This window comes from Streptomyces sp. NBC_01012 (assembly GCF_045162755.1).
Lineage (GTDB): Bacteria > Actinomycetota > Actinomycetes > Streptomycetales > Streptomycetaceae > Streptomyces.
The window spans coordinates 6,909,214-6,927,903 of the sequence record NZ_CP108688.1; the positions used below are offsets into that span (position 1 = coordinate 6,909,214).

The window sequence follows — 18,690 nt, forward strand, 5'->3', positions numbered from 1 at the left end:
TGGCCTGGGAAAATGCTGAACGAAGTGACCGCAACCCGCTATGTCACGCCTCTACGGGAGGGCGGCTCGCTGCCCGGGATCGTCGAGGCCGACGATCTCGGCACGTACGTCATGAAGTTCACCGGAGCCGGCCAGGGGCGTAAGACCCTCGTCGCCGAGGTCATCTGCGGAGAGCTCGGCCGGCGGCTCGGGCTGCGGGTGCCTGACCTGGTGACCATCCAGCTGGACCCCGTCATCGGCCTCGCCGAGCCGGACCAGGAGGTGCAGGAGCTCCTCAAGGCCAGCGCCGGGCTGAATCTCGGCATGGACTTTCTGCCCGGCTCGCTCGGCTTCGACCCGCTCGCGTACGAGGTGGGTGCGGCGGAGGCCGGCAAGGTCGTCTGGTTCGACGCGCTGATCAACAACGTCGACCGCTCGTGGCGCAACCCCAACATGCTCGTCTGGCACGGTGAACCGTGGCTGATCGACCACGGGGCCACCATGATCTGGCACCACAACTGGCCCGGGGCACAGGCCTCGGCGGCGAAGCCGTACAACGCCTCCGACCATGTACTCGCACCCTTCGGGCCCGACATCGCCGCCGCGGCCGCCGAGCTCGCCCCGCTCGTCACGGAAGAGCTCCTGACCGAGGTGGCGGCCCAGGTGCCGGACGCGTGGCTGGCGGACGAGCCTGGCTTCGGGAGCACGGACCAGCTGCGCCGGGCGTACGTGGAGCCGCTGCTGGCCCGTGCCGGGAGCATCCATGAGCGCATCCTCATGGACGAACCCGTGAAGTCCCGGCAGTCCCAGGCCCCCGGATGGCTCACCGAGCATCTGACTCCCTGGCCGCACCCCACCAAGAAGGACCGGGACGCGTCCGCGGGCGCCGGGCGTGACAGCAAGGACGGCGGCCGATGAGCGAGCGTGATGTCTTCGAGTACGCGGTTCTGCGGGTCGTCCCGCGCGTGGAGCGCGGTGAGTGCTTCAACGCGGGCGTGCTCGTCTACTGCCGGGCCAAGTCCTTCGTCGCCGCGCGGACACACCTGGACGAGAACAAGCTCAGGGCGCTGGACCCGCAGGCCGACGTGGTCGGGGTGCGGGCCGCGCTGCGGGCCGTCGAAGGGGTCTGCGGGGGCGGCGAGGCGGCGGGTCAGGCGGCCGGCGACGACGCCGGGCGGCGCTTTCGCTGGCTGATCGCGCCACGCTCCACGGTCGTCCAGCCGGGCGTCGTGCACAGCGGTCTGACCATGGACCCGGCTGCCGAGACCGAGCGGCTCCTCGACCTGCTGGTGCGCTGATCCGGATGTGACATGCGCCCGGGCACCCGTGTGCCGTTGACACCGGGTGCCAGGGCTTCTAGCGTCTCGTCTGCTGAAGGTACTAAGCGGTTGCTCAGTTATCGGGAACTTCCTGACGTCCGCTGAGCCGCGATCCAAGGGCGAGGAGAACCAAGCATGTCCACCACCGAGCAGCGCGTCGCCATCGTGACGGGAGCGGCACGGGGCATCGGCGCCGCCACCGCCGTACGCCTGGCGGCCGAGGGCCGCGCCGTCGCCGTACTCGACCTCGACGAGGCGGCGTGCAAGGACACGGTCGAGAAGATCACCGCCGCCGGGGGCAAGGCCCTCGCCGTCGGCTGCGACGTGTCGGACAGTGCCCAGGTGGACGCCGCCGTCGCGCGTGTGGCCGCCGAGCTGGGCGCCCCGACGATCCTCGTCAACAACGCGGGCGTGCTCCGCGACAACCTGCTCTTCAAGATGAGCGAATCCGACTGGGACCTCGTGATGAACGTCCACCTCAAGGGTGCGTTCCTGATGGCCAAGGCCGTCCAGTCGCACATGGTGGAGGCCAAGTTCGGCCGGATCGTCTCGCTCTCGTCCTCCTCGGCGCTGGGCAACCGGGGTCAGGCCAACTACTCCGCCGTCAAGGCCGGTCTCCAGGGCTTCACCAAGACGCTCGCCAAGGAGCTCGGCAAGTTCGGCGTGACCGCCAACGCCGTCGCTCCCGGCTTCATCGTCACCGAGATGACCGCACAGACGGCGGCGCGGGTCGGCATGGGCTTCGAGGAGTTCCAGGCCGCCGCCGCGACGCAGATCCCCGTGCAGCGTGTGGGGCGTCCCGAGGACATCGCCAACGCCATCGCCTTCTTCACCGGCGAGGACGCGGGCTTCGTGTCCGGACAGGTCATGTACGTCGCCGGCGGACCGCTCAACTGACCCCGCCGCACAACTGACCCCGGAAGGGCAACGGACAACATGACTGTGCAGGACAGTGGCAAGGTCGCGCTCATCACGGGCGCGAGCCGGGGCATCGGCTACGGCATCGCCGAGGCGCTCGTCGCCCGTGGCGACCGGGTCGTCATCACCGGCCGTGGCGAGGACGCGCTGAAGGAGGCCGTCGAGAAGCTCGGCGCCGACCGGGCGATCGGCGTCGCGGGCAAGGCGCACGACGAGGCGCATCAGGCCGCGGCCGTCGAGCGCGCCATGGAGGTGTTCGGCCGGGTCGACCATCTGATCAACAACGCCGGTACGAACCCCGTCTTCGGGCCGATGGCCGAGCTCGACCTCAACGTCGCCCGCAAGGTCTACGAGACCAATGTGATCTCGGCGCTCGGATTCGCCCAGCAGACCTGGAAGGCGTGGCAGCGGGAGAACGGCGGGGCGATCGTCAACATCGCCTCGGTCGCGGGTGTCTCCGCTTCACCGTTCATCGGTGCCTACGGCATGAGCAAGGCCGCCATGGTCAATCTGACCCTTCAGCTGGCGCACGAGTTCGCACCGGTCGTGCGGGTCAACGCGATCGCACCCGCCGTCGTGAAGACCAGGTTCGCCGAGTCCCTGTACGAGGGCCGTGAAGCCGAGGCGGCTGCCGCCTACCCGCTGGGCCGGCTCGGTGTCCCGCAGGACATCGGCGGAGCGGCGGCATTCCTCACGTCCGAGCAGTCCGACTGGGTCACGGGGCAGACACTCGTGGTCGACGGCGGTATTTTCCTGAACGCGGGCGTCGGCTGAGGGACACACGCGCCAGTTTGGCCCTGATTGCCTCAAGTGCCCTGCCGGGTCAGCCAATTGCCCGGTAGGGCGCTGCGGTATGGTCTGCCGACGCCAAGGCCGATCGAGAGGCATGCACGTGTTCTATCGGGCCAGTCTGCAGGTCGCTGCAGCCGTTGCTTCCCTGTCAGTGCTGGCCGGCTGTGGCCTGCTGTCCGACAGCGGTTCGGAAACCGACCGGGAGATCTCGGTCGGAACGACGAGCTCGCCCTCGACCCTCGATCCGGCGGCGGCCTGGGACGGCTCCTGGGAGCTGATGAGGAACGTCTTCCAGACCCTGGTGAGCTTCCCGACCGGCACCACCAGCCCCGAGCCGGACGCGGCGCAGGAATGCCGGTTCACCGACTCGACGAGCATGGCGTACCGCTGCACCCTGCGTTCGGGCCTCAAATTCTCCAACGGGGAGAAGGTCGACGCCCAGGCCGTGAAGTACTCCATCGACCGGATCAGGAAGATCAAGGCCAAGAGCGGTCCGGCCGGCCTCCTCGGGTCTCTCGACCGGGTGGAGACCAAGGGGGACGACACGGTCGTCTTCCACCTCGACAAGGCGGACGCGACCTTCCCGTTCATCCTGGCGACGCCCGCGATGTCGATCGTAGCGCCCGGTGACTATCCCGCGGACAGCATCCGCGACGACGGCAAGGTCACCGGTTCGGGGCCCTACGTCATGGATTCCTACGAGCAGGGCAAGCGGGCCGAGCTGACCAAGAACCCCAGCTACAAGGGGTTCGCCGACCGGAAGAACGACGCGGTCACGATTCGCTACTTCGACGACTCCACGCCCATGGTGGAGGCGCTGAAGAAGAAGGAGATCGATGCCACCTACCGCGGACTGACCGCCGAGGAGGTCATCGGTCTCGAGGACGACAAGGAGGACAACAACGGTCTGCAGATCGTGGAGTCGGTCGGCGCCGACATCCGCTTCCTCGTCTTCAACCCCAAGGACCCGGCCGCGGGGAAGCTCCCCGTCAGGCGGGCCATAGCCCAGGTGGTGGACCGCGACGCCCTGGTCGCCAAGGTCTACCAGGGAACGGCGGAACCGCTCTACTCCATGGTTCCGAAGGGCATCGCAGGTCACACCACCAGCTTCTTCGACACCTACGGCGACCCGGATGTCGCGAAGGCCAAGAAGATACTCACCGACGCCGGCATCACCGAGCCGGTCGAGATGACCTTCTGGTTCACCACGGACCGCTACGGCTCCTCCACGGCCCCCGAGTTCGCCGAGCTGAAGCGCCAGCTGGAGGCGTCGGGCCTGTTCCGCGTCACCCTGAAGAGCGCGCCGTGGACGTCCTTCCAGGAGGGCTTCAGCAAGGGCCAGTACCCGGTGTTCGGACGCGGCTGGTTCCCGGACTTCCCGGACCCGGACAACTTCGTGGCCCCCTTCGTCGGCAAGGAGAGCGTGACCGGCACCCCGTATCTGACCGACGAGATCACCCGGGAGCTGCTGCCGTCCTCCCGTAAGGAGAGCGACCGCGGCGCCGTCTCCGAGCAGTTCCAGCGGGCCCAGGAGATCCTCGTCAAGGATGTGCGGCTGCTGCCCCTGTGGCAGGGCAAGCTCTACGTGGCCTCGGGGGAGGACATCGGCGGCGGCGAGCGCGCACTCGACCCGCAGACGGTCATGCAGATGTGGGAGCTGTACCGCAAGACCAGCTGGTAGAGATCGATGTCAGTGGCCCCCGGTAGGTTCTGTACGCAAGAACCGATTGCTCACCGGAGGTTGTGGACGTGACCGACACCGACCTGCTGCCCGAGTCCTGGCGCGGCGTTCTCGGCGAAGAACTGCAGAAGCCCTACTTCAAGGAGCTCATGGACTTCGTCGACGAGGAGCGGGCCAGGGGGCCGGTGTATCCGCCGCGCGATCAGGTCTTCGCCGCGCTGGAGGCCACACCGTACGACCGGGTGAAGGTGCTCGTGCTCGGCCAGGACCCGTACCACGGCGAGGGACAGGGGCACGGCCTCTGCTTCTCGGTGCGGCCGGGCGTGAAGACGCCGCCGTCGCTGCGCAACATCTACAAGGAGATGAACGACGAGCTCGGCCTGCCGGTCCCGGACAACGGATATCTGATGCCCTGGGCCGAGCAGGGCGTCCTGCTGCTCAACGCGGTGCTGACGGTTCGTGGCGGCGAGGCGAACTCGCACAAGGCCAAGGGGTGGGAGAAGGTCACCGACGCGGTGATCCGTGCCGTCGCCGAGCGGCCCGACCCGGCCGTCTTCGTCCTCTGGGGCAATTACGCCCAGAAGAAGATCCCGCTGATCGACCAGGACCGCCATGTGGTGGTCAAGGGTGCGCATCCCTCGCCGCTCTCCGCCAAGAAGTGGTTCGGCTCCCGTCCCTTCACGCAGATCAACGAGGCCGTCGCCGCGCAGGGCCACGAGCCCATCGACTGGCGGATCCCGGATCTGGGAAGCGGCGTGACCCGGCCGACGGCGGGGGCCCGCGCCTGAGCGGGTTTGCCGGTGGCTGCGGCTAGCGTCTGAGCCACCGGAACAGGCCGGCGGTGATCAGGGAGACCTCTGTAGTGGAGCAGCGGGAAGTGTCGGGGGACGTCGTCATGACCAGGATCGGCCAGGCGATCATGCTGCTCCACGCGGGGGACAGGGAAGAGGCGCGCAATCGGCTCGGGGCCATCTGGTCGGAGCTCGGTGAGCACGGTGCGGCCCTGCACCGCTGCACCCTGGCCCACTACATGGCCGATGCCCAGGACGATCCGGGGGACGAGCTGGCCTGGGACCTCCGGGCACTGACAGCCGCGGAGGGCCTGACGGGGGCGGTGGACGCGGATCCGGGGGTCGACGCGGGCCCTGGGGCGGACGCGGCCACGGCTGCGCATCCGGCGGCGGACACCGACCCGGCCGCGGAGCACCGGGACGCCATCGCCCTGCGGGCCTTTGTCCCCTCGCTGCACCTCAGCCTGGCGGCGGACTATCTGAAGCTCCAGCGCTTCGGGTGTGCCCGGATCCACCTGGACCGGGCCTGGGACGCCGCCCGGATGCTGGAGGACGACGACGCGTACGGCGGCGGGATCCGTGCGGCCATCGGACGGATGGAACAGCGGATGCGGGGGAGTGCGACGGGGGAGTGACCTGTCCTCCCCGCGGGAGCGAGCTGATTTCCCCGTCGGGGAGTGGCCACCCGGCGTCCTGGGGCCTCAGGCGCCGGTCGCGCCGTCGATCCGTTCGCGTACGAGGTCGGCGTGGCCGTTGTGCCGGGCGTACTCCTCGATCATGTGCGTGTAGATCCAGCGGAGGTTGAAGGGCTTGCCCCGCTTGCCCACACCGACGGAGAAGTCGTCGAGCGTGAACCTCGCGGCGTTCGCCCGGGCCGCCTCGATCTCCGCGAGCCATGTGGTCCTGGCCTCGTCCCAGGTGTCGGTGTCGGCGAGATGGAACTCCCCGTCCGGGTCCTCGTCCGTCCCGTAGATCGGCGGCAGGTCCTCGCCCGCCAGCACCTCGCGGAACCAGCCGCGTTCGTTCTCGGCCAGGTGCCGGACGAGGCCGAGCAGTGTGAATTCCGACGGGGGTACGGACGCCTCCCGCAGCTGGGCGTCCGTCAGCCCCTCGCACTTCATGGCCAGAGTCGTGCGGTGGTAGTCCAGCCACCCCTCCAGCATCCGGCGTTCGGCTGCGTCGATCTCGGGCGCGGAGCGTTCCTGGGTCGTCATACGCCTCATCCTCGCTCAGAGGTGATCGACGGCGCCATGGGATTGATCGCCGCCGAGCATCCCCCTGAGCAGCTCGCCGCAGCCTCTGCGCAGCTCCTCCTCGGTCGGGATGGCCCGGTGGTAGGAACCCACCGCGCAGGCGAACATCATGCCTTCCGCCCAGGCCACGACGGACAGTGCGTGACGTTCCGGTTCGGCGGATCCCGCTGCCGTCATGAGGGCCACCAGGGGTTCGCGGAACCGTCGGCCCGCCTCGTCGTAGTGGGCCCGGAGGGCGGGGCGTCGGGTGGCCTCCAGGGCCAGTTCGTAGCGGCAGACCAGGAGGTCGGTGGAGCCGGTCAGATACCGGTGCAGCGCGCGGGCCAGGCCCGCGGCCGCCTCGGCCGCTCCAGTTGGCCAGGCCGCCCCGGCGGCCCCGGCCGGATCACCGGCCGTGAGCAGTTCCCCCGGAGCGAGCACCCGTGCCTCCAGCTCGGCGAGCCGGCGGACGGCGGCTTCCAGCAGCGCCTGCCGGGTGCGGGCGTGGTTGGACGTCGAACCCTGGGGGAGCCCGGCGCGCTCGTCCACCGCCCGGTGGGTGAGCCCCCTCATCCCGTGCTCCCTGAGCAGGGCGAGTGCGGTGTCGGCGATCAGCTCGGCGCGAGAGGGCGCGGTGCGTGTGGGCATGGAACCAATCTACCGCCGCCACTACAGCTGTAGTACGGTGGAATCTGGGCACTACAGGTGTAGTTCCGAGAGGGAGTCGGTCATGGCGACATTGCGAGCGGTGGTCATCGGCAGCGGGATCGGCGGACTCACGACCGCCGCCGCGCTGCACCGGAGCGGCTGGCAGGTCACCGTGCTGGAGCGGGCGCCCTCCCTCGAACCCGTCGGCAGTGGCATCAGCCTCGCCCCCAACGCCCAGCGGGCCTTGGACGTCATCGAGCTCGGGGACGAGGTCAGGGCGCTCGCGGCCTGGCAGGGCGACGGCGGCATGCGCACACCGAAGGGGCGCTGGCTCGCCCGCACGGACAGCACCGCCGCGGCCGAACGGTTCGGCGGCCCGCTCGTCCTGCTGCATCGCTCAGCGCTCATCGGCCTGCTCCGCACCCGGCTTCCCGAGGACGCCGTACGCACCGGAACACCGGCACGGCTCGTGGATCCGGGGCGCCCCGGCGGCAGCCCGGCGATCGTCGGGACGGACTCCGGTGAGATCGAGGCCGACCTGGTGATCGGTGCCGACGGCATCGGATCGGCCGTGCGCGCCGAGCTGTTCCCCCGTCACCCGGGCCCCGCGTACAGCGGATTCACCACCTGGCGTGTCCTCGCTCCGGGGACGGGACGCGCCTTCAGCTCGCACGAGACCTGGGGCCGAGGCGAGCTCTGGGGCAGCCACCCGCTGAAGGACGGCGGGATCTACGCCTATGCGGCGGCCGTCGCGCCCGCCGGGGAACGGGTCGCCGACGAGAAGGCGGAGCTGGTGCGCCGGTACGGCGACTGGCACGACCCGATCCCCTCCATCATCGACAGTGTCGAGCCGGACCAGGTCCTGCGCCACGACGTGTACCAGCTGACCGATCCGCTGCCCTCCTTCCACCGGGGCCGCACCGTGCTCGTCGGTGACTCCGCGCACGCCATGTTGCCCTCCCTCGGCCAGGGCGGAAACCAGGCCATCGAGGACGCCGTCGTGCTCGTCCACCACGTCACGCCGGGCGGCGACCTGGGAGCGGGCCTTGCGGCCTACAGCGCGGACAGGCACCCCCGTACGACCGCCATGGTCCGTAAGGCGGTGCGGATCTCCCGGATGACCGGGCTGTCGGGTGCGCCGGCCGTCGCCCTGCGGGACGGACTGATGTCGGCGGTCGCCCGCTTCGGACCCGGTCTCGTCCTGCGCACCTTCGACGGCATCTGCGACTGGCAGCCGCCGCAGCGCACGTATGCTGCCGGGGCCAGGGGAGGACGGACGGCCGGACCGTGACGCGTCCCTGGTCAAGACGACAGGGAGAATCTCGTGAAGGTCGGCTGCATCGGGCTCGGCGACATCGCGCAGAAGGCGTATCTGCCGGTACTGGCCACGCGGCCCGGAGTCGAACTGCATCTGCAGACCCGCACCCCGGCCACGCTGGCGGCCGTCGCCGACGCCTACCGGATTCCGGGGCGGCAGCGCCACGAGGACCTCGACTCGCTGCTGGCCCAGGGGCTGGACGTCGCCTTCGTGCACGCGCCCACCGCCGTGCATCCGGAGATCGCGGGGCGGCTGCTCGAAGCGGGCGTCCCCACGTACGTCGACAAGCCCCTCGCGTACGAACTCGCCGAATCCGAGCGGCTGGTGGACCTCGCCGAGGAGCGCGGGGTCACACTCGCGGTCGGCTTCAACCGCAGGCTCGCCCCGTCGTACGCGCAGTGTGCCGAGCACCCGCGCGACCTGATCCTCCTTCAGAAGAACCGCGTCGGACTGCCCGAGGCCCCGCGCACCATGGTGCTGGACGACTTCATCCATGTCGTCGACACCCTGCGCTTCCTGGCCCCTGGGCCGGTGTCCGGGGTCGTCGTGCGGGCGCGGATCGTCGAAGGGCTCATGCACCATGTGGTGCTCCAGCTGTCCGGCGACGGATTCACCGCCATCGGCACGATGAACCGGCTCAACGGGTCGACGGAGGAGATCCTGGAGGTGTCGGGCCAGGACTCCAAGCGCCAGGTCCTCAACATCGCGGACGTCGTCGACCACAAGGGTCAGCCGACGCTGCGCCGGCGCGGCGACTGGGTGCCGGTCGCCAGGCAGCGCGGCATCGAGCAGAGCGCGCTGTCCTTCCTCGACGCGGTGCGGGCCGGCGAGGTCCTCAGCGCCAGGGACGCCCTGGAGACCCACCGGCTGTGCGAGCGAGTGGTCCTGGACGCGTCGGAGCAGGCGTCCTGAGGTACCGCAGCCCCGCCGCGGCGAAGAAGACGGCCAGCACCGCCGACGCGCCGTACACGGGCCAGGCTCCCAGCCGGACGTAGAGGGTGGTGCCCCGGGCGAGCGGTACGTCGTACACGGCCGCCGCGCTCGCGTCCGTGCCCAGCGGCGTCCCCAGGCGCTCGCCCCGCGGGCCGTACGCGGCGCTCACACCCGTGAGGGTGGCGTGCACCATCGGGCGGCCCGTCTCGGCCGCCCGCAGCGCCCCGAGCGAGGCGTGCTGCTCGGGGGCCCAGCTGTGCTGGAACGTGGAGGTGGACGACTGGGCGACCAGCACCTGCGCGCCGTCCCTCGCCAGCTGCCGGCTCATGTCGGGGAACGCCGTCTCGAAGCAGACCACCGGGCCCACCCGCAGCCCGTCCGGCAGGTCCATCACCACGGGACCGCTGCCGCGCAGCCGGTCCTCGCCCGCGGCCTTGCCCACGGAGGTGGCCCAGCCGAGCAGTGCGCGGGCCGGGATGTACTCGCCGAAGGGCACCAGGCGCATCTTGTCGTAGCGGTCCCCTGTGGGGCCGTCAGGTCCCACCAGCACCGCCGACTTGAAGATCCCCGCGCGGTCGGGGCCGTCCGCCCGCCGGGCGTCCATGTTGACCAGCACATCGGCGCCGGTCAGGCGCGACAGCGCGGCGACGCGCTCCGACGTCTCCGGGCTCCGGGACAGATCGACGGCCACACTGCTCTCGCCCCAGACCACCAGGTCCACGTCCCGGTCCGCCAGGCCGCGGGTCAGCTCCTCACCGCGCGCGAAGCGGCGTCCGATGCTGCCGGGGCCCTCGACGACACCCGGCTGCACCACGGCGATCCTGGTCGTGCCGGTCTCTTCGGGCCGTGGCGCCCAGAGCGCTGTCGCACCCACCCCCAGCGCCCCCACCACCAGGCACGCGGCCCCGGCCGTGCGGGCCGGTGGCACGGCGAGGAGTACGGCGACCACCGTGTTCACGGCCACGACGCCCAGACTCACCAGCCACACGCCTCCCACCGAGGCGACCCGCAGCGCCGGCGGAACGTCCCACTGACTGGCGCCCAGCAACCCCCAGGGGCCACCGAGCCCTTCCCAGGAGCGGACCAGCTCGATCATCAGCCACCCGGAGGGCACCACGACCACAGCGGCCAGGGAATTCCGGACGGACGGCGCACCGCCGAGAAGCCGGGCCACGAGCAGGCCCCAGGGCACCCACAGCAGCCCCAGCAGGGCGGCGAGCAGCAGAATGAAGACATGGAGGCTCGGCATCAGCCAGTGGTGCACGGCGAGTATGAAGCCCGTGCCGCCGAGCCAGCCGTCGAGCGCCGCACGACGTCCCGTGCCCGCCGACCGGATCAGCAGCAGCCAGGGCACCAGCGCGACATAGGCGAACCACCAGAGCGAGGGCGCGGGAAACGTCAGGGCCGGCAGGGCCCCCGCGCACAGGGCGAGGACGCCGCGCCCGGTACGTGAACGCAGCAGCCGCTCGTACGGAAGCCGCCCGCGCCACATCGGCATGCGTGCCCTCCTCGCCGGTCGTGCGCCTGATCCATCCCAGTGTGGTGCAGAAGATCAGCAGCGCACAGAGGGCGTGCCGTGGCCACCCGGGCTCCTGTGCCGCGGATCAGCCGGCTGCCGCGCCCGGGGCGAACCGCCACTTCTGGTGCGCGGTGAGGCTCCGGATCCGCCAGCCCGGTGCCGTACGCCGCAGTTCGAAGACGTACCGGCCGCCGGTGACCAGCGCGGGAGCCGACTCCCCGTCCCAGGCCTCAGGGCCCGTCGGGCTGAGATAGTCGGCCCGCACCTGGGCCCGGTCGCCGGGGTATCCGCCCAGATCCTGGAGATCCAGCCGCCTGTTGACGATCAGATGCTGGCGGCCGGGGAAGGGCCGCAGACTCTCCGCCAGCCACCGTGCGGCCTCGGCGGCCGACCCTTCGGAACCGCCCGCGCTCCGGTAGTCGGCGCGCCCGTCCGGGGTGAACAGGGCGCCGTAGTCCTCCCAGACGCCGTCGTCCACGGCCACGGCGTAATCGGTGATCACTGCATCGATGGAGAGCCGGTCCATCACCGTCGCGAGAGCCACGCGCTGTGTCATCGCCCAAGTCTCGGCCGTCGGGAGCCGCACGCCAAGGGGCCGTGCGCCACCGCCGTCCGCGCCAGGCGGACCGCAGCCCGGCCTCCGAGGCCTCGTGCGCGAGCCGCACGGTGGCCGGGAGTGACTCCCGCCCGCGACAAGCCGGATCAGCCGGCCGACTCGCCCGCGTGGGGGCTCAGCACACCCGCCCCGATCAGGGCGAACAGCAGAATGCCGAGGACCACGCGGTAGATCACGAACGGCATGAAGCTCTTGGTGGTGATGAACTTCATGAACCATGCGATGACGGCGTAACCGACGACGAACGCGATGATGGTCGCGAAAATCGTGGGCGGCCAGGAGACATGTCCCTCGCCCGCGTCCTTCAGCTCGAAGACACCCGAAGCCAGCACCGCGGGAACCGCGAGGAGGAAGGAGTAGCGGGCCGCGGCCTCACGGGTGTAGCCCATGAGCAGCCCGCCGCTGATCGTCGCACCCGAGCGGGAGACGCCCGGGACCAGGGCCATCGCCTGGCAGAAGCCGAAGATCAGACCGTCCTTGACGCCCAGCTCCTTCAGCGTCTTGCGTTCCTTGATCGCCCGGTGCTTGCCGCCGGTCTCGTCGCGGGCCGCGAGCCGGTCCGCCACACCCAGGATGATGCCCAGCACGATGAGCGTCGTCGCGATCAGGCGCAGGTCGCGGAACGGGCCCTCGATCTGGTCCTTGAACGCCAGGCCGAGTACGCCGATGGGGAGGGAGCCGATGATGACCAGCCACCCCATCTTGGCGTCGTGGTCGCTGCGCATCGAAGCATTGAACAGTGACCTGAACCAGGCCGAGAGGATCCGGGCGATGTCCTTGCGGAAGTAGATGAGGACCGCGGCCTCCGTGCCGATCTGCGTGATCGCGGTGAACGCGGCTCCCGGGTCGTGCCAGCCCGCGAAGGCCGCGGCCAGCCGCAGATGCGCGCTGGAAGAGATCGGCAGGAACTCGGTCAGTCCCTGAACGAGGCCCAGGACGAATGATTCGAACCAGCTCATGGGGCTTAGGCCATCCCGGAGGTACTCATGCAACGGCCGACGGACGTGGAGGCCGTCGGCGGCGTGCGGATGCGGTCAGAAAGGGGACGGGACGCCACGGCCCCGGACATCCTCTGTCGGTTGCGCGCAGCGTATCGCCTACAGGTGAACAGACTCCCGCCTGCCCCTGGCTACGCCGCGTCGCCCGCGCGTGCCCCCGCCTTCGGCGCCGCCTCCCCGGAGGCGGCGCCCGCCCGGCCCAGCCGGTGCCGCCTGCGCCAGGCGACCAGTGCCGCACCCGCCCCGGACAGCACGATGAACCCCATCGCGGCCAGGAACACCGGCGATGTCGGGGAGGAGGCGGAGCTGCCCGCTATGACGTACGCGGCCGTGTTCGGGATGGAGCCAAGACCGGTGGCCAGCAGAAACGGCGGGTAGCCCATGCGGGAGGTCGCCGCGCAGTAGTTGGCCGCGGCGAACGGCACCCCGGGGAAGAGCCGCAGCGCGAGCATCGACCTGAACCCGTGCCGGCTGAGCAGCCCGTCAGCCGCCTTCAGGTACTTGCCGCGCAGCAGCGTCCGGAGCGCGTCCTGCCCGAGCACCCGGCCGAGCAGGAAGGAGACACCGGCGCCGAGGACGGTGCCGGCCAGCGCGGCCGCGAGCCCGGCCTGGGCACCGAACAGCGCACCGGCGGCCAGATTGAGCAGCGGCCGCGGCACGAAGGCCACGGTGCACACGCCGTACGCAAGCCCGAACAGCATCGCGGCGGCGGAACCGTCGAGGTGCGGAGGCCAGCCGCCGGAGGCCAGCAGCCGCTGTGGCTCGAACAGCAACATGATGACGGCCGAGGCCAGCAGAACCGCCACGAGCAGGGAGAACCGGGACCAGGGGGAGAGCAGTGCCCTCGTACAGCGCACTGCGAGGCCTGTTGAGGACCGTGTTGCGGGGACGGGGTCGAGCATCTGGGGAGCGTAACCGAAACAGGTGTGTGATCGCCGTATGTGTGGACGAGGGCTATGGGCGACCGGAACGGGGGACCGTGGTCGGCCTCGACGCTCCCGGGGCCGCCGGACGTCGCCTCAGACGGCGCTGCCTCGCGGGAACCTGACCGCCCATGACATCGACGTCCCACCGGGGGACCCGGACTGCGCGCCCGATCCCCCAGTGGGACGAGCAGCGTGCTCATCCCGCGGTCAGGGTCAGGCCATGAACGGAGTGACCGGCGCGCTCCAGCAGCGGAACCACCGCCTCGAACGACCAGGCGCCGTGCCGGCCACCGGGCACCAGAACGAACGTCGCCATACGTTTCCCCTCCACCGAGCCGCGCCGTCGAAGCGCGCTACCTCGACGACACACGGGGCGGTCGGGTGCTCCGGGCGGCCGATGAACTCTCCCGCACGGCGGACATGTGCGGTCCGCCGGAAAACCATTCGACGCCTTCGCACCGCTCCGGCATGCTCAGGGACATGTTCCGGTACGCCTTCCTCGCAGCGCGGTCCGCAGTCGCGGACGCGCCGAAGGCTGCCCTGAGCCTCGTGGCCGCATCTGCCGCGGCAGCACCTGACGCAGCGTTCGCCGCTGCCGCAGCGGCCTTCGGCGGCGCCCGAAGCTGACCCTCCCCCGACAGTCCGGCGGACCCCGTAAGGGGAGGGTCGGCCGGGCCCTGGGGTCTTCTTCTCTCAGCTTCGAATCCAAGGAACGAGCCATGCCCAAGACGGCATACGTGCGCACCAAGCCGCACCTGAACATCGGCACCATGGGCCACGTCGACCACGGCAAGACCACCCTGACCGCCGCCATCACCAAGGTGCTCAGCGAGCGTGGCAGCGGCACCTTCGTGCCGTTCGACCGGATCGACCGGGCCCCCGAGGAGGCGCAGCGCGGCATCACCATCAACATCGCGCACGTCGAGTACGAGACCGACACCCGCCACTACGCGCACGTCGACATGCCCGGTCACGCCGACTACATCAAGAACATGGTCACCGGAGCGGCGCAGCTCGACGGGGCGATCCTCGTCGTGTCCGCGCTCGACGGCATCATGCCGCAGACCGCCGAGCACGTGCTGCTGGCCCGTCAGGTCGGCGTCGACCACATCGTCGTCGCCCTCAACAAGGCCGACGCGGGTGACCCCGAGCTCACCGACCTGGTGGAGCTGGAGGTCCGCGAGCTGCTCTCCGCGCACGGGTACGGCGGGGACAGCGTGCCCGTCGTACGGGTGTCGGGGCTCGGCGCGCTCCAGGGGGACCCAAGGTGGACCGCGTCCATCGAGGGGCTGCTGGACGCCGTCGACACGTACGTACCGATTCCGGTGCGCTACACCGACGCGCCCTTCCTCCTGTCCGTGGAGAACGTGCTCACCATCACCGGGCGCGGCACCGTCGTCACGGGCGCCGTGGAGCGTGGCACCGTGCGGGTCGGGGACCGGGTGTCGGTGCTCGGCGCGGACATCGAGACCGTCGTGACCGGCCTGGAGACCTTCGGCAAGCCGATGGAGTCCGCGGAGGCCGGCGACAACGTCGCGCTGCTGCTGCGCGGGGTCGAGCGCGACCGGGTGCGCCGCGGTCATGTGGTGGCGGCGCCCGGCAGTGTGACGCCGAGCCGTCAGTTCACCGCGCAGGTGTACGTCCTGTCCGCCCGGGAGGGGGGCCGGACCACGCCGGTCACCACCGGATACCGGCCGCAGTTCTACATCCGTACGGCGGATGTCGTCGGCGACGTCGACCTCGGCGATGTGGCGGTCGCGCGGCCCGGCGACACGGTCACCCTGACCGTCGAGCTCGGCCGTGACGTCCCGCTGGAGTCCGGCCTCGGCTTCGCGATCCGCGAGGGCGGCCGTACGGTCGGCGCCGGCACGGTCACCGCTCTGCTCTGACGGCCACGGTGCGGCCCGTCTCCCAGGCCCCGGGGAGGCGGGCCGCGCACCGTGCAGCAGACTGGGGTCATGGCAGACACAGCTCTTGTTCTGGGCGCCGGAGGCGTCACCGGCACCGCCTGGGAAACCGGCATCCTGCACGGGCTCGCCAAGGCGGGCGTCGATCTCTCCACGGCCGATCTGATCATCGGGAGCTCGGCCGGGGCCATCGTCGGGGCGCAGCTGGCCTCGGGACTCGTCGCCGTCGGTGACCTCTACGAGCGGCAGCTCGCCGATCCGGAGGACGGCAAGGGGGCCGCGGCCCGGCTCGGACCCGTCACCATCCTGCGGTACGCGCGAGCGATGCTCTCCTCCCGTACGCCCGAGGACTACGGCCGCAAGCTGGGCGCCCTGGCGCGCGACAGCCGGCCAGGAGCGACCGCGGCCGAGCGGCGCGAGGCGATCGCGAGCCGGCTCCCGTCGCCCGAATGGCCCGAACGCGACCTGCTGATCACCGCGGTGGACGCGTCGACCGGCGCGCTGCACACCTTCGGCAGGACGGGCGAGGTCCCGCTCACCGACGCGGTCACCGCGAGCTGCGCCGTTCCCGTGGTCCAGCCCGTGGCCGACGCCGGAGGCGGCAGCTGGATCGACGGGGGCGTGCACTCGCCGGCCAACGCCCACCTCGCCTCGGGCTACGGACGTGTCATCGTGATCGCCCCCACCGCAGGCGGCAACAAGGTGATCGTCTCGCCCCGTGCGCAGGCCGCCGAACTGGAGGCCGCGGGCGCCCGGGTCGAGGTCATCACCCCTGACGCGGACACGAAGAAGGCCATCGGCCGCAACTCCCTGGACCCCGCGCGCAGGGCCGCCGCGGCCAGGGCCGGCCTCGCCCAGGCCGCCGCCCACACCGAAGCGGTCGCCGCGGTCTGGAGCGGGTGAATCGGTGCGGCCCGGCTGTGGGCGGGGAAAGGCCCCGGCGCCCGTCACAATGGGGGCGTGAACGAGTCGATACCCGTCATCCGCGACACCGGCCTCGGCACCGCGAGGCTGCTGCCCGACGTCGACCGGGAGCGCGCCTGGCTGCTCACCGTCGACGGCGCCCCGCAGTCCTACGTCGATCTCGATGAGCCGGAGCACCTCGAATTCGAGTACGTACGCCGGCTCGGCCATGTCGTGGACCGGGCCGCCGCACCGGGAACCCCGCTGGACCTGGTGCATCTCGGCGGTGGCGCGCTCACACTGCCGCGCTACGTCGCCGCGACCCGACCCGGGTCGCGGCAGCAGGTCGCCGAGGCGGACCGGGGGCTCGTCGAGCTGGTCCACGAGCAGCTGCCGCTGCCCGAGCGGGCCGACGTCACCGTGCACGCGACCGATGCCAGGGGCTGGCTCGAAGCCGCAACCGAAGGGTCCGCCGACCTCCTGATCGCCGATGTCTTCGGAGGCGCGCGGGTGCCCGCGCATCTCACCTCCGTGGAGTACGCGCGGGCCGCGGGGCGGGTCCTGCGGGCGGAAGGCGTCTACGCCGCCAACCTGGCCGACAGCGCGCCCTTCACCTTCCTGCGGTCACAACTGGCCAACTTCGCCGAGGTGTTCGACGAGCTCGCGCTCATCGCCGAGCCCGCCGTCCTGCGCGGCCGGCGCTTCGGCAACGCCGTGCTGCTCGCCTCCCGCGCCCCGCTCGACATCGCGGCGCTCACCAGGCTGTGCGCGGCCGACGTCTTCCCCGCACGGGTCGAGTACGGGGCGGGGCTGACCCGGTTCATGCGGGGTGCGAAGCCGGTGCGGGACAGCGAGGCCGTGGCCTCACCGGAGCCCCCCGACGGCGCCTTCGGTATCGGCTGACTCCCGGGCCGGCTCGGGGACGCTGATGTTCCTGACCGCGCTGCGGCGCGTCAGATTCCGTACGTCGGGGACCAGCAGCACGCCCGCCGTCACGAGCACGATCAGAGCGGCACAGCCCCACAGAGCCTGGCTGCGGCCGACCAGCGTCTCGACCGGGCCGGCCACCGCAGTGGCCAGCGGCACCATCGCGACCGAGCCGAACCAGTCGTACGCCGCGACCCGGGAGAGCTTCTCCTCCGGGATCTCCTGGTGGAGTGCCGTCATCCAGGACACCCCGAACACCTCGATGGCGACCCCGGTCACGAACATCACCGTGCAGAGTCCGGCCACCGGCAGCGGGATCGCGAGCCCCGCGGACGGCAGGGCGAGCGGGAACACGCAGAGCGTCCCGGCCAGCAGCAGCCGTCTGGGCTTCCACCGCATCATCAGCAGCGCGCCGCCCAGCGTGCCGACGCCGAACGCCGCGAGAGCGAACCCCCAGGGGCGGGCGCCGCCGAGCTCGTCCCGCGCCACCAGCGGGCCGTACACCGCCTCGGCGGCCCCGACGACGGCCACGACCACGGAGAACTGGAGCACGACGGCCCAGAGCCAGGGCCGGCCGACGACCTCCTGCCAGCCGTCCCGCAGGTCGGCGAGCAGCCCGCCGCCCGGCACGCGCGAGGGGATGTGGCTCACATCGAGGAAGGCCCGCAGCACTCCTGCGATCGCGAACGCCGCCGCGTCGACGGCCAGCACCCAGCCCGGGTCCATGGCCGCGATCATGGCGCCGCCGAGCGCGGCACCGCCGATGGCCGCGCCGTGCATCGACATCCGGAAGAAGGCGAAGGCGCGGGCCGCCTGTTCACCGCTGACGCTGGACATCAGCATGCCCTCGGATGCCGGGCCGAAGAAGGCCTGTCCCGTGCCGCAGAAGGCCGTCAGCACCATCATGTGCCACAGCTCGGCGTTGCCGGTCAGCACCAGCCAGGCGAAGAGCGCCTGGGAGACACAGTTGAGGGTGTTCGCCGCCACCATCACCCGGTGACGCGGCAGCCGGTCCGCCACCGCGCCGCCGATCAGGAGGACGAGCACCAGCGGCGCCGTACGCGCGGCGGCGACCAGGCCGACGTCGCCCCCGTCGCCGCCCGACTCCAGGACCGCGAACGCCGCCGCGATCAGCGCGCCGTTGGCACCCAGACCGGAGATGACCGCGGCGCCGGTCAGCAGACCGAAATTGCGGCCTGCCGGCAGGGATCGGGGGGCGGGGGAGTGCGAGGAGGCGGCGGAGGTCACCAGGGGACTATCCCCGCCGCCGCGCCCCACCGCAA

19 protein-coding genes are annotated in these 18,690 nt (G+C 71.2%); 12 read left to right on the plus strand and 7 right to left on the minus strand.

Going from position 1 to position 18,690, the window contains the following annotated elements; translation table 11 throughout:
* Positions 1-12: 12 nt before the first annotated feature.
* From OG623_RS30870 to OG623_RS30900, 7 genes are all read left to right on the plus strand, one after another.
* The gene (locus tag OG623_RS30870) at positions 13-897 is read left to right on the plus strand and encodes a HipA family kinase (RefSeq protein WP_406150875.1); all 885 of its coding nucleotides are present in this window, start codon (positions 13-15) and stop codon (positions 895-897) included.
* A complete protein-coding gene (locus OG623_RS30875) occupies positions 894-1,277 on the plus strand; it encodes a DUF3037 domain-containing protein (RefSeq protein ID WP_406150876.1) in 384 nt (127 codons plus the stop codon). The genes OG623_RS30870 and OG623_RS30875 overlap by 4 nt, the downstream gene beginning before the upstream one ends.
* Before the next feature lie 156 nt (positions 1,278-1,433).
* On the plus strand, positions 1,434-2,195 hold the full coding sequence (gene fabG / locus OG623_RS30880) for a 3-oxoacyl-ACP reductase FabG (protein WP_406150877.1): 762 nt from the start codon (positions 1,434-1,436) through the stop codon (positions 2,193-2,195).
* A gap of 39 nt (positions 2,196-2,234) precedes the next feature.
* Complete coding sequence (locus OG623_RS30885; protein WP_406150878.1) at positions 2,235-2,990, plus strand: SDR family oxidoreductase; 756 nt, start codon at positions 2,235-2,237, stop codon at positions 2,988-2,990.
* Positions 2,991-3,108: 118 nt separating this feature from the next.
* A complete protein-coding gene (locus OG623_RS30890) occupies positions 3,109-4,689 on the plus strand; it encodes an ABC transporter substrate-binding protein (RefSeq protein ID WP_406152083.1) in 1,581 nt (526 codons plus the stop codon).
* 68 nt (positions 4,690-4,757) lie between these two features.
* Positions 4,758-5,477, plus strand: a complete 720-nt coding sequence (locus OG623_RS30895) for a uracil-DNA glycosylase (protein WP_406150879.1) — start codon at positions 4,758-4,760, stop codon at positions 5,475-5,477.
* Between the two features lie 74 nt (positions 5,478-5,551).
* Positions 5,552-6,115 (plus strand): hypothetical protein, encoded by a 564-nt coding sequence (locus OG623_RS30900; protein ID WP_406150880.1) that lies wholly within the window; start codon positions 5,552-5,554, stop codon positions 6,113-6,115.
* A 66-nt stretch (positions 6,116-6,181) separates the two neighbouring features.
* On the opposite strand, the gene OG623_RS30905 is transcribed toward OG623_RS30900, so the two are convergent.
* Both OG623_RS30905 and OG623_RS30910 read right to left on the minus strand, forming a co-directional pair.
* Positions 6,182-6,694 (minus strand): DinB family protein, encoded by a 513-nt coding sequence (locus tag OG623_RS30905; RefSeq protein WP_406150881.1) that lies wholly within the window; start codon positions 6,692-6,694, stop codon positions 6,182-6,184.
* 15 nt (positions 6,695-6,709) lie between these two features.
* Positions 6,710-7,360 carry a TetR/AcrR family transcriptional regulator gene (locus OG623_RS30910; protein WP_406150882.1) on the minus strand — a complete coding sequence of 217 codons (651 nt, stop codon included), beginning with the start codon at positions 7,358-7,360 and terminating at the stop codon, positions 6,710-6,712.
* Positions 7,361-7,442: 82 nt separating this feature from the next.
* On the opposite strand from OG623_RS30910, the gene OG623_RS30915 reads away from it, so the two are divergent.
* Both OG623_RS30915 and OG623_RS30920 read left to right on the plus strand, forming a co-directional pair.
* The gene (locus OG623_RS30915; protein WP_406150883.1) at positions 7,443-8,651 is read left to right on the plus strand and encodes an FAD-dependent monooxygenase; all 1,209 of its coding nucleotides are present in this window, start codon (positions 7,443-7,445) and stop codon (positions 8,649-8,651) included.
* A 33-nt stretch (positions 8,652-8,684) separates the two neighbouring features.
* On the plus strand, positions 8,685-9,590 hold the full coding sequence (locus OG623_RS30920) for a Gfo/Idh/MocA family protein (RefSeq protein WP_406150884.1): 906 nt from the start codon (positions 8,685-8,687) through the stop codon (positions 9,588-9,590).
* On the opposite strand, the gene lnt is transcribed toward OG623_RS30920, so the two are convergent.
* The 4 genes from lnt to OG623_RS30940 form a co-directional block, all read right to left on the minus strand.
* Positions 9,514-11,109, minus strand: coding sequence for an apolipoprotein N-acyltransferase (lnt, locus tag OG623_RS30925; protein WP_406150885.1), 1,596 nt, complete (start codon positions 11,107-11,109; stop codon positions 9,514-9,516). The genes OG623_RS30920 and lnt overlap by 77 nt on opposite strands.
* A 106-nt stretch (positions 11,110-11,215) precedes the next feature.
* Entirely contained in the window at positions 11,216-11,686 is a 471-nt protein-coding gene (locus tag OG623_RS30930) for a nuclear transport factor 2 family protein (RefSeq protein WP_406150886.1), read from the minus strand.
* Positions 11,687-11,832: 146 nt separating this feature from the next.
* Positions 11,833-12,705, minus strand: a complete 873-nt coding sequence (locus tag OG623_RS30935) for an undecaprenyl-diphosphate phosphatase (protein WP_406150887.1) — start codon at positions 12,703-12,705, stop codon at positions 11,833-11,835.
* A gap of 170 nt (positions 12,706-12,875) precedes the next feature.
* Positions 12,876-13,646, minus strand: coding sequence for a TVP38/TMEM64 family protein (locus OG623_RS30940; RefSeq protein WP_406150888.1), 771 nt, complete (start codon positions 13,644-13,646; stop codon positions 12,876-12,878).
* A gap of 743 nt (positions 13,647-14,389) precedes the next feature.
* On the opposite strand from OG623_RS30940, the gene tuf reads away from it, so the two are divergent.
* From tuf to OG623_RS30955, 3 genes are all read left to right on the plus strand, one after another.
* A complete protein-coding gene (gene tuf, locus OG623_RS30945; RefSeq protein WP_406150889.1) occupies positions 14,390-15,559 on the plus strand; it encodes an elongation factor Tu in 1,170 nt (389 codons plus the stop codon).
* A 69-nt stretch (positions 15,560-15,628) separates the two neighbouring features.
* Positions 15,629-16,480 (plus strand): patatin-like phospholipase family protein, encoded by an 852-nt coding sequence (locus OG623_RS30950; protein WP_406150890.1) that lies wholly within the window; start codon positions 15,629-15,631, stop codon positions 16,478-16,480.
* Positions 16,481-16,537: 57 nt separating this feature from the next.
* Positions 16,538-17,383: a spermidine synthase gene (locus OG623_RS30955; protein WP_406150891.1), complete on the plus strand. Its 846-nt coding sequence runs from the start codon at positions 16,538-16,540 to the stop codon at positions 17,381-17,383.
* Here the strand turns inward: OG623_RS30955 and OG623_RS30960 are convergent.
* Positions 17,345-18,655 (minus strand): MFS transporter, encoded by a 1,311-nt coding sequence (locus OG623_RS30960; RefSeq protein ID WP_406150892.1) that lies wholly within the window; start codon positions 18,653-18,655, stop codon positions 17,345-17,347. The two genes, OG623_RS30955 and OG623_RS30960, sit on opposite strands and share 39 nt — an antisense overlap.
* Positions 18,656-18,690 lie beyond the last annotated feature (35 nt).

What these genes read in the sequence shown, in the direction of transcription:
- OG623_RS30885 (WP_406150878.1), top strand. Translation starts at nt 2,235, where the DNA reads ATGACTGTGCAGGACAGTGGCAAGGTCGCGCTCATCACGGGCGCGAGC.
- OG623_RS30870 (WP_406150875.1), top strand. Translation starts at nt 13, where the DNA reads ATGCTGAACGAAGTGACCGCAACCCGCTATGTCACGCCTCTACGGGAG.
- OG623_RS30950 (WP_406150890.1), top strand. Translation starts at nt 15,629, where the DNA reads ATGGCAGACACAGCTCTTGTTCTGGGCGCCGGAGGCGTCACCGGCACC.
- OG623_RS30940 (WP_406150888.1), bottom strand. Translation starts at nt 13,646, where the DNA reads ATGCTCGACCCCGTCCCCGCAACACGGTCCTCAACAGGCCTCGCAGTG.
- OG623_RS30910 (WP_406150882.1), bottom strand. Translation starts at nt 7,360, where the DNA reads ATGCCCACACGCACCGCGCCCTCTCGCGCCGAGCTGATCGCCGACACC.
- fabG (WP_406150877.1), top strand. Translation starts at nt 1,434, where the DNA reads ATGTCCACCACCGAGCAGCGCGTCGCCATCGTGACGGGAGCGGCACGG.
- OG623_RS30905 (WP_406150881.1), bottom strand. Translation starts at nt 6,694, where the DNA reads ATGACGACCCAGGAACGCTCCGCGCCCGAGATCGACGCAGCCGAACGC.
- OG623_RS30935 (WP_406150887.1), bottom strand. Translation starts at nt 12,705, where the DNA reads ATGAGCTGGTTCGAATCATTCGTCCTGGGCCTCGTTCAGGGACTGACC.
- OG623_RS30930 (WP_406150886.1), bottom strand. Translation starts at nt 11,686, where the DNA reads ATGACACAGCGCGTGGCTCTCGCGACGGTGATGGACCGGCTCTCCATC.
- OG623_RS30915 (WP_406150883.1), top strand. Translation starts at nt 7,443, where the DNA reads ATGGCGACATTGCGAGCGGTGGTCATCGGCAGCGGGATCGGCGGACTC.
- lnt (WP_406150885.1), bottom strand. Translation starts at nt 11,109, where the DNA reads ATGCCGATGTGGCGCGGGCGGCTTCCGTACGAGCGGCTGCTGCGTTCA.
- OG623_RS30875 (WP_406150876.1), top strand. Translation starts at nt 894, where the DNA reads ATGAGCGAGCGTGATGTCTTCGAGTACGCGGTTCTGCGGGTCGTCCCG.
- tuf (WP_406150889.1), top strand. Translation starts at nt 14,390, where the DNA reads ATGCCCAAGACGGCATACGTGCGCACCAAGCCGCACCTGAACATCGGC.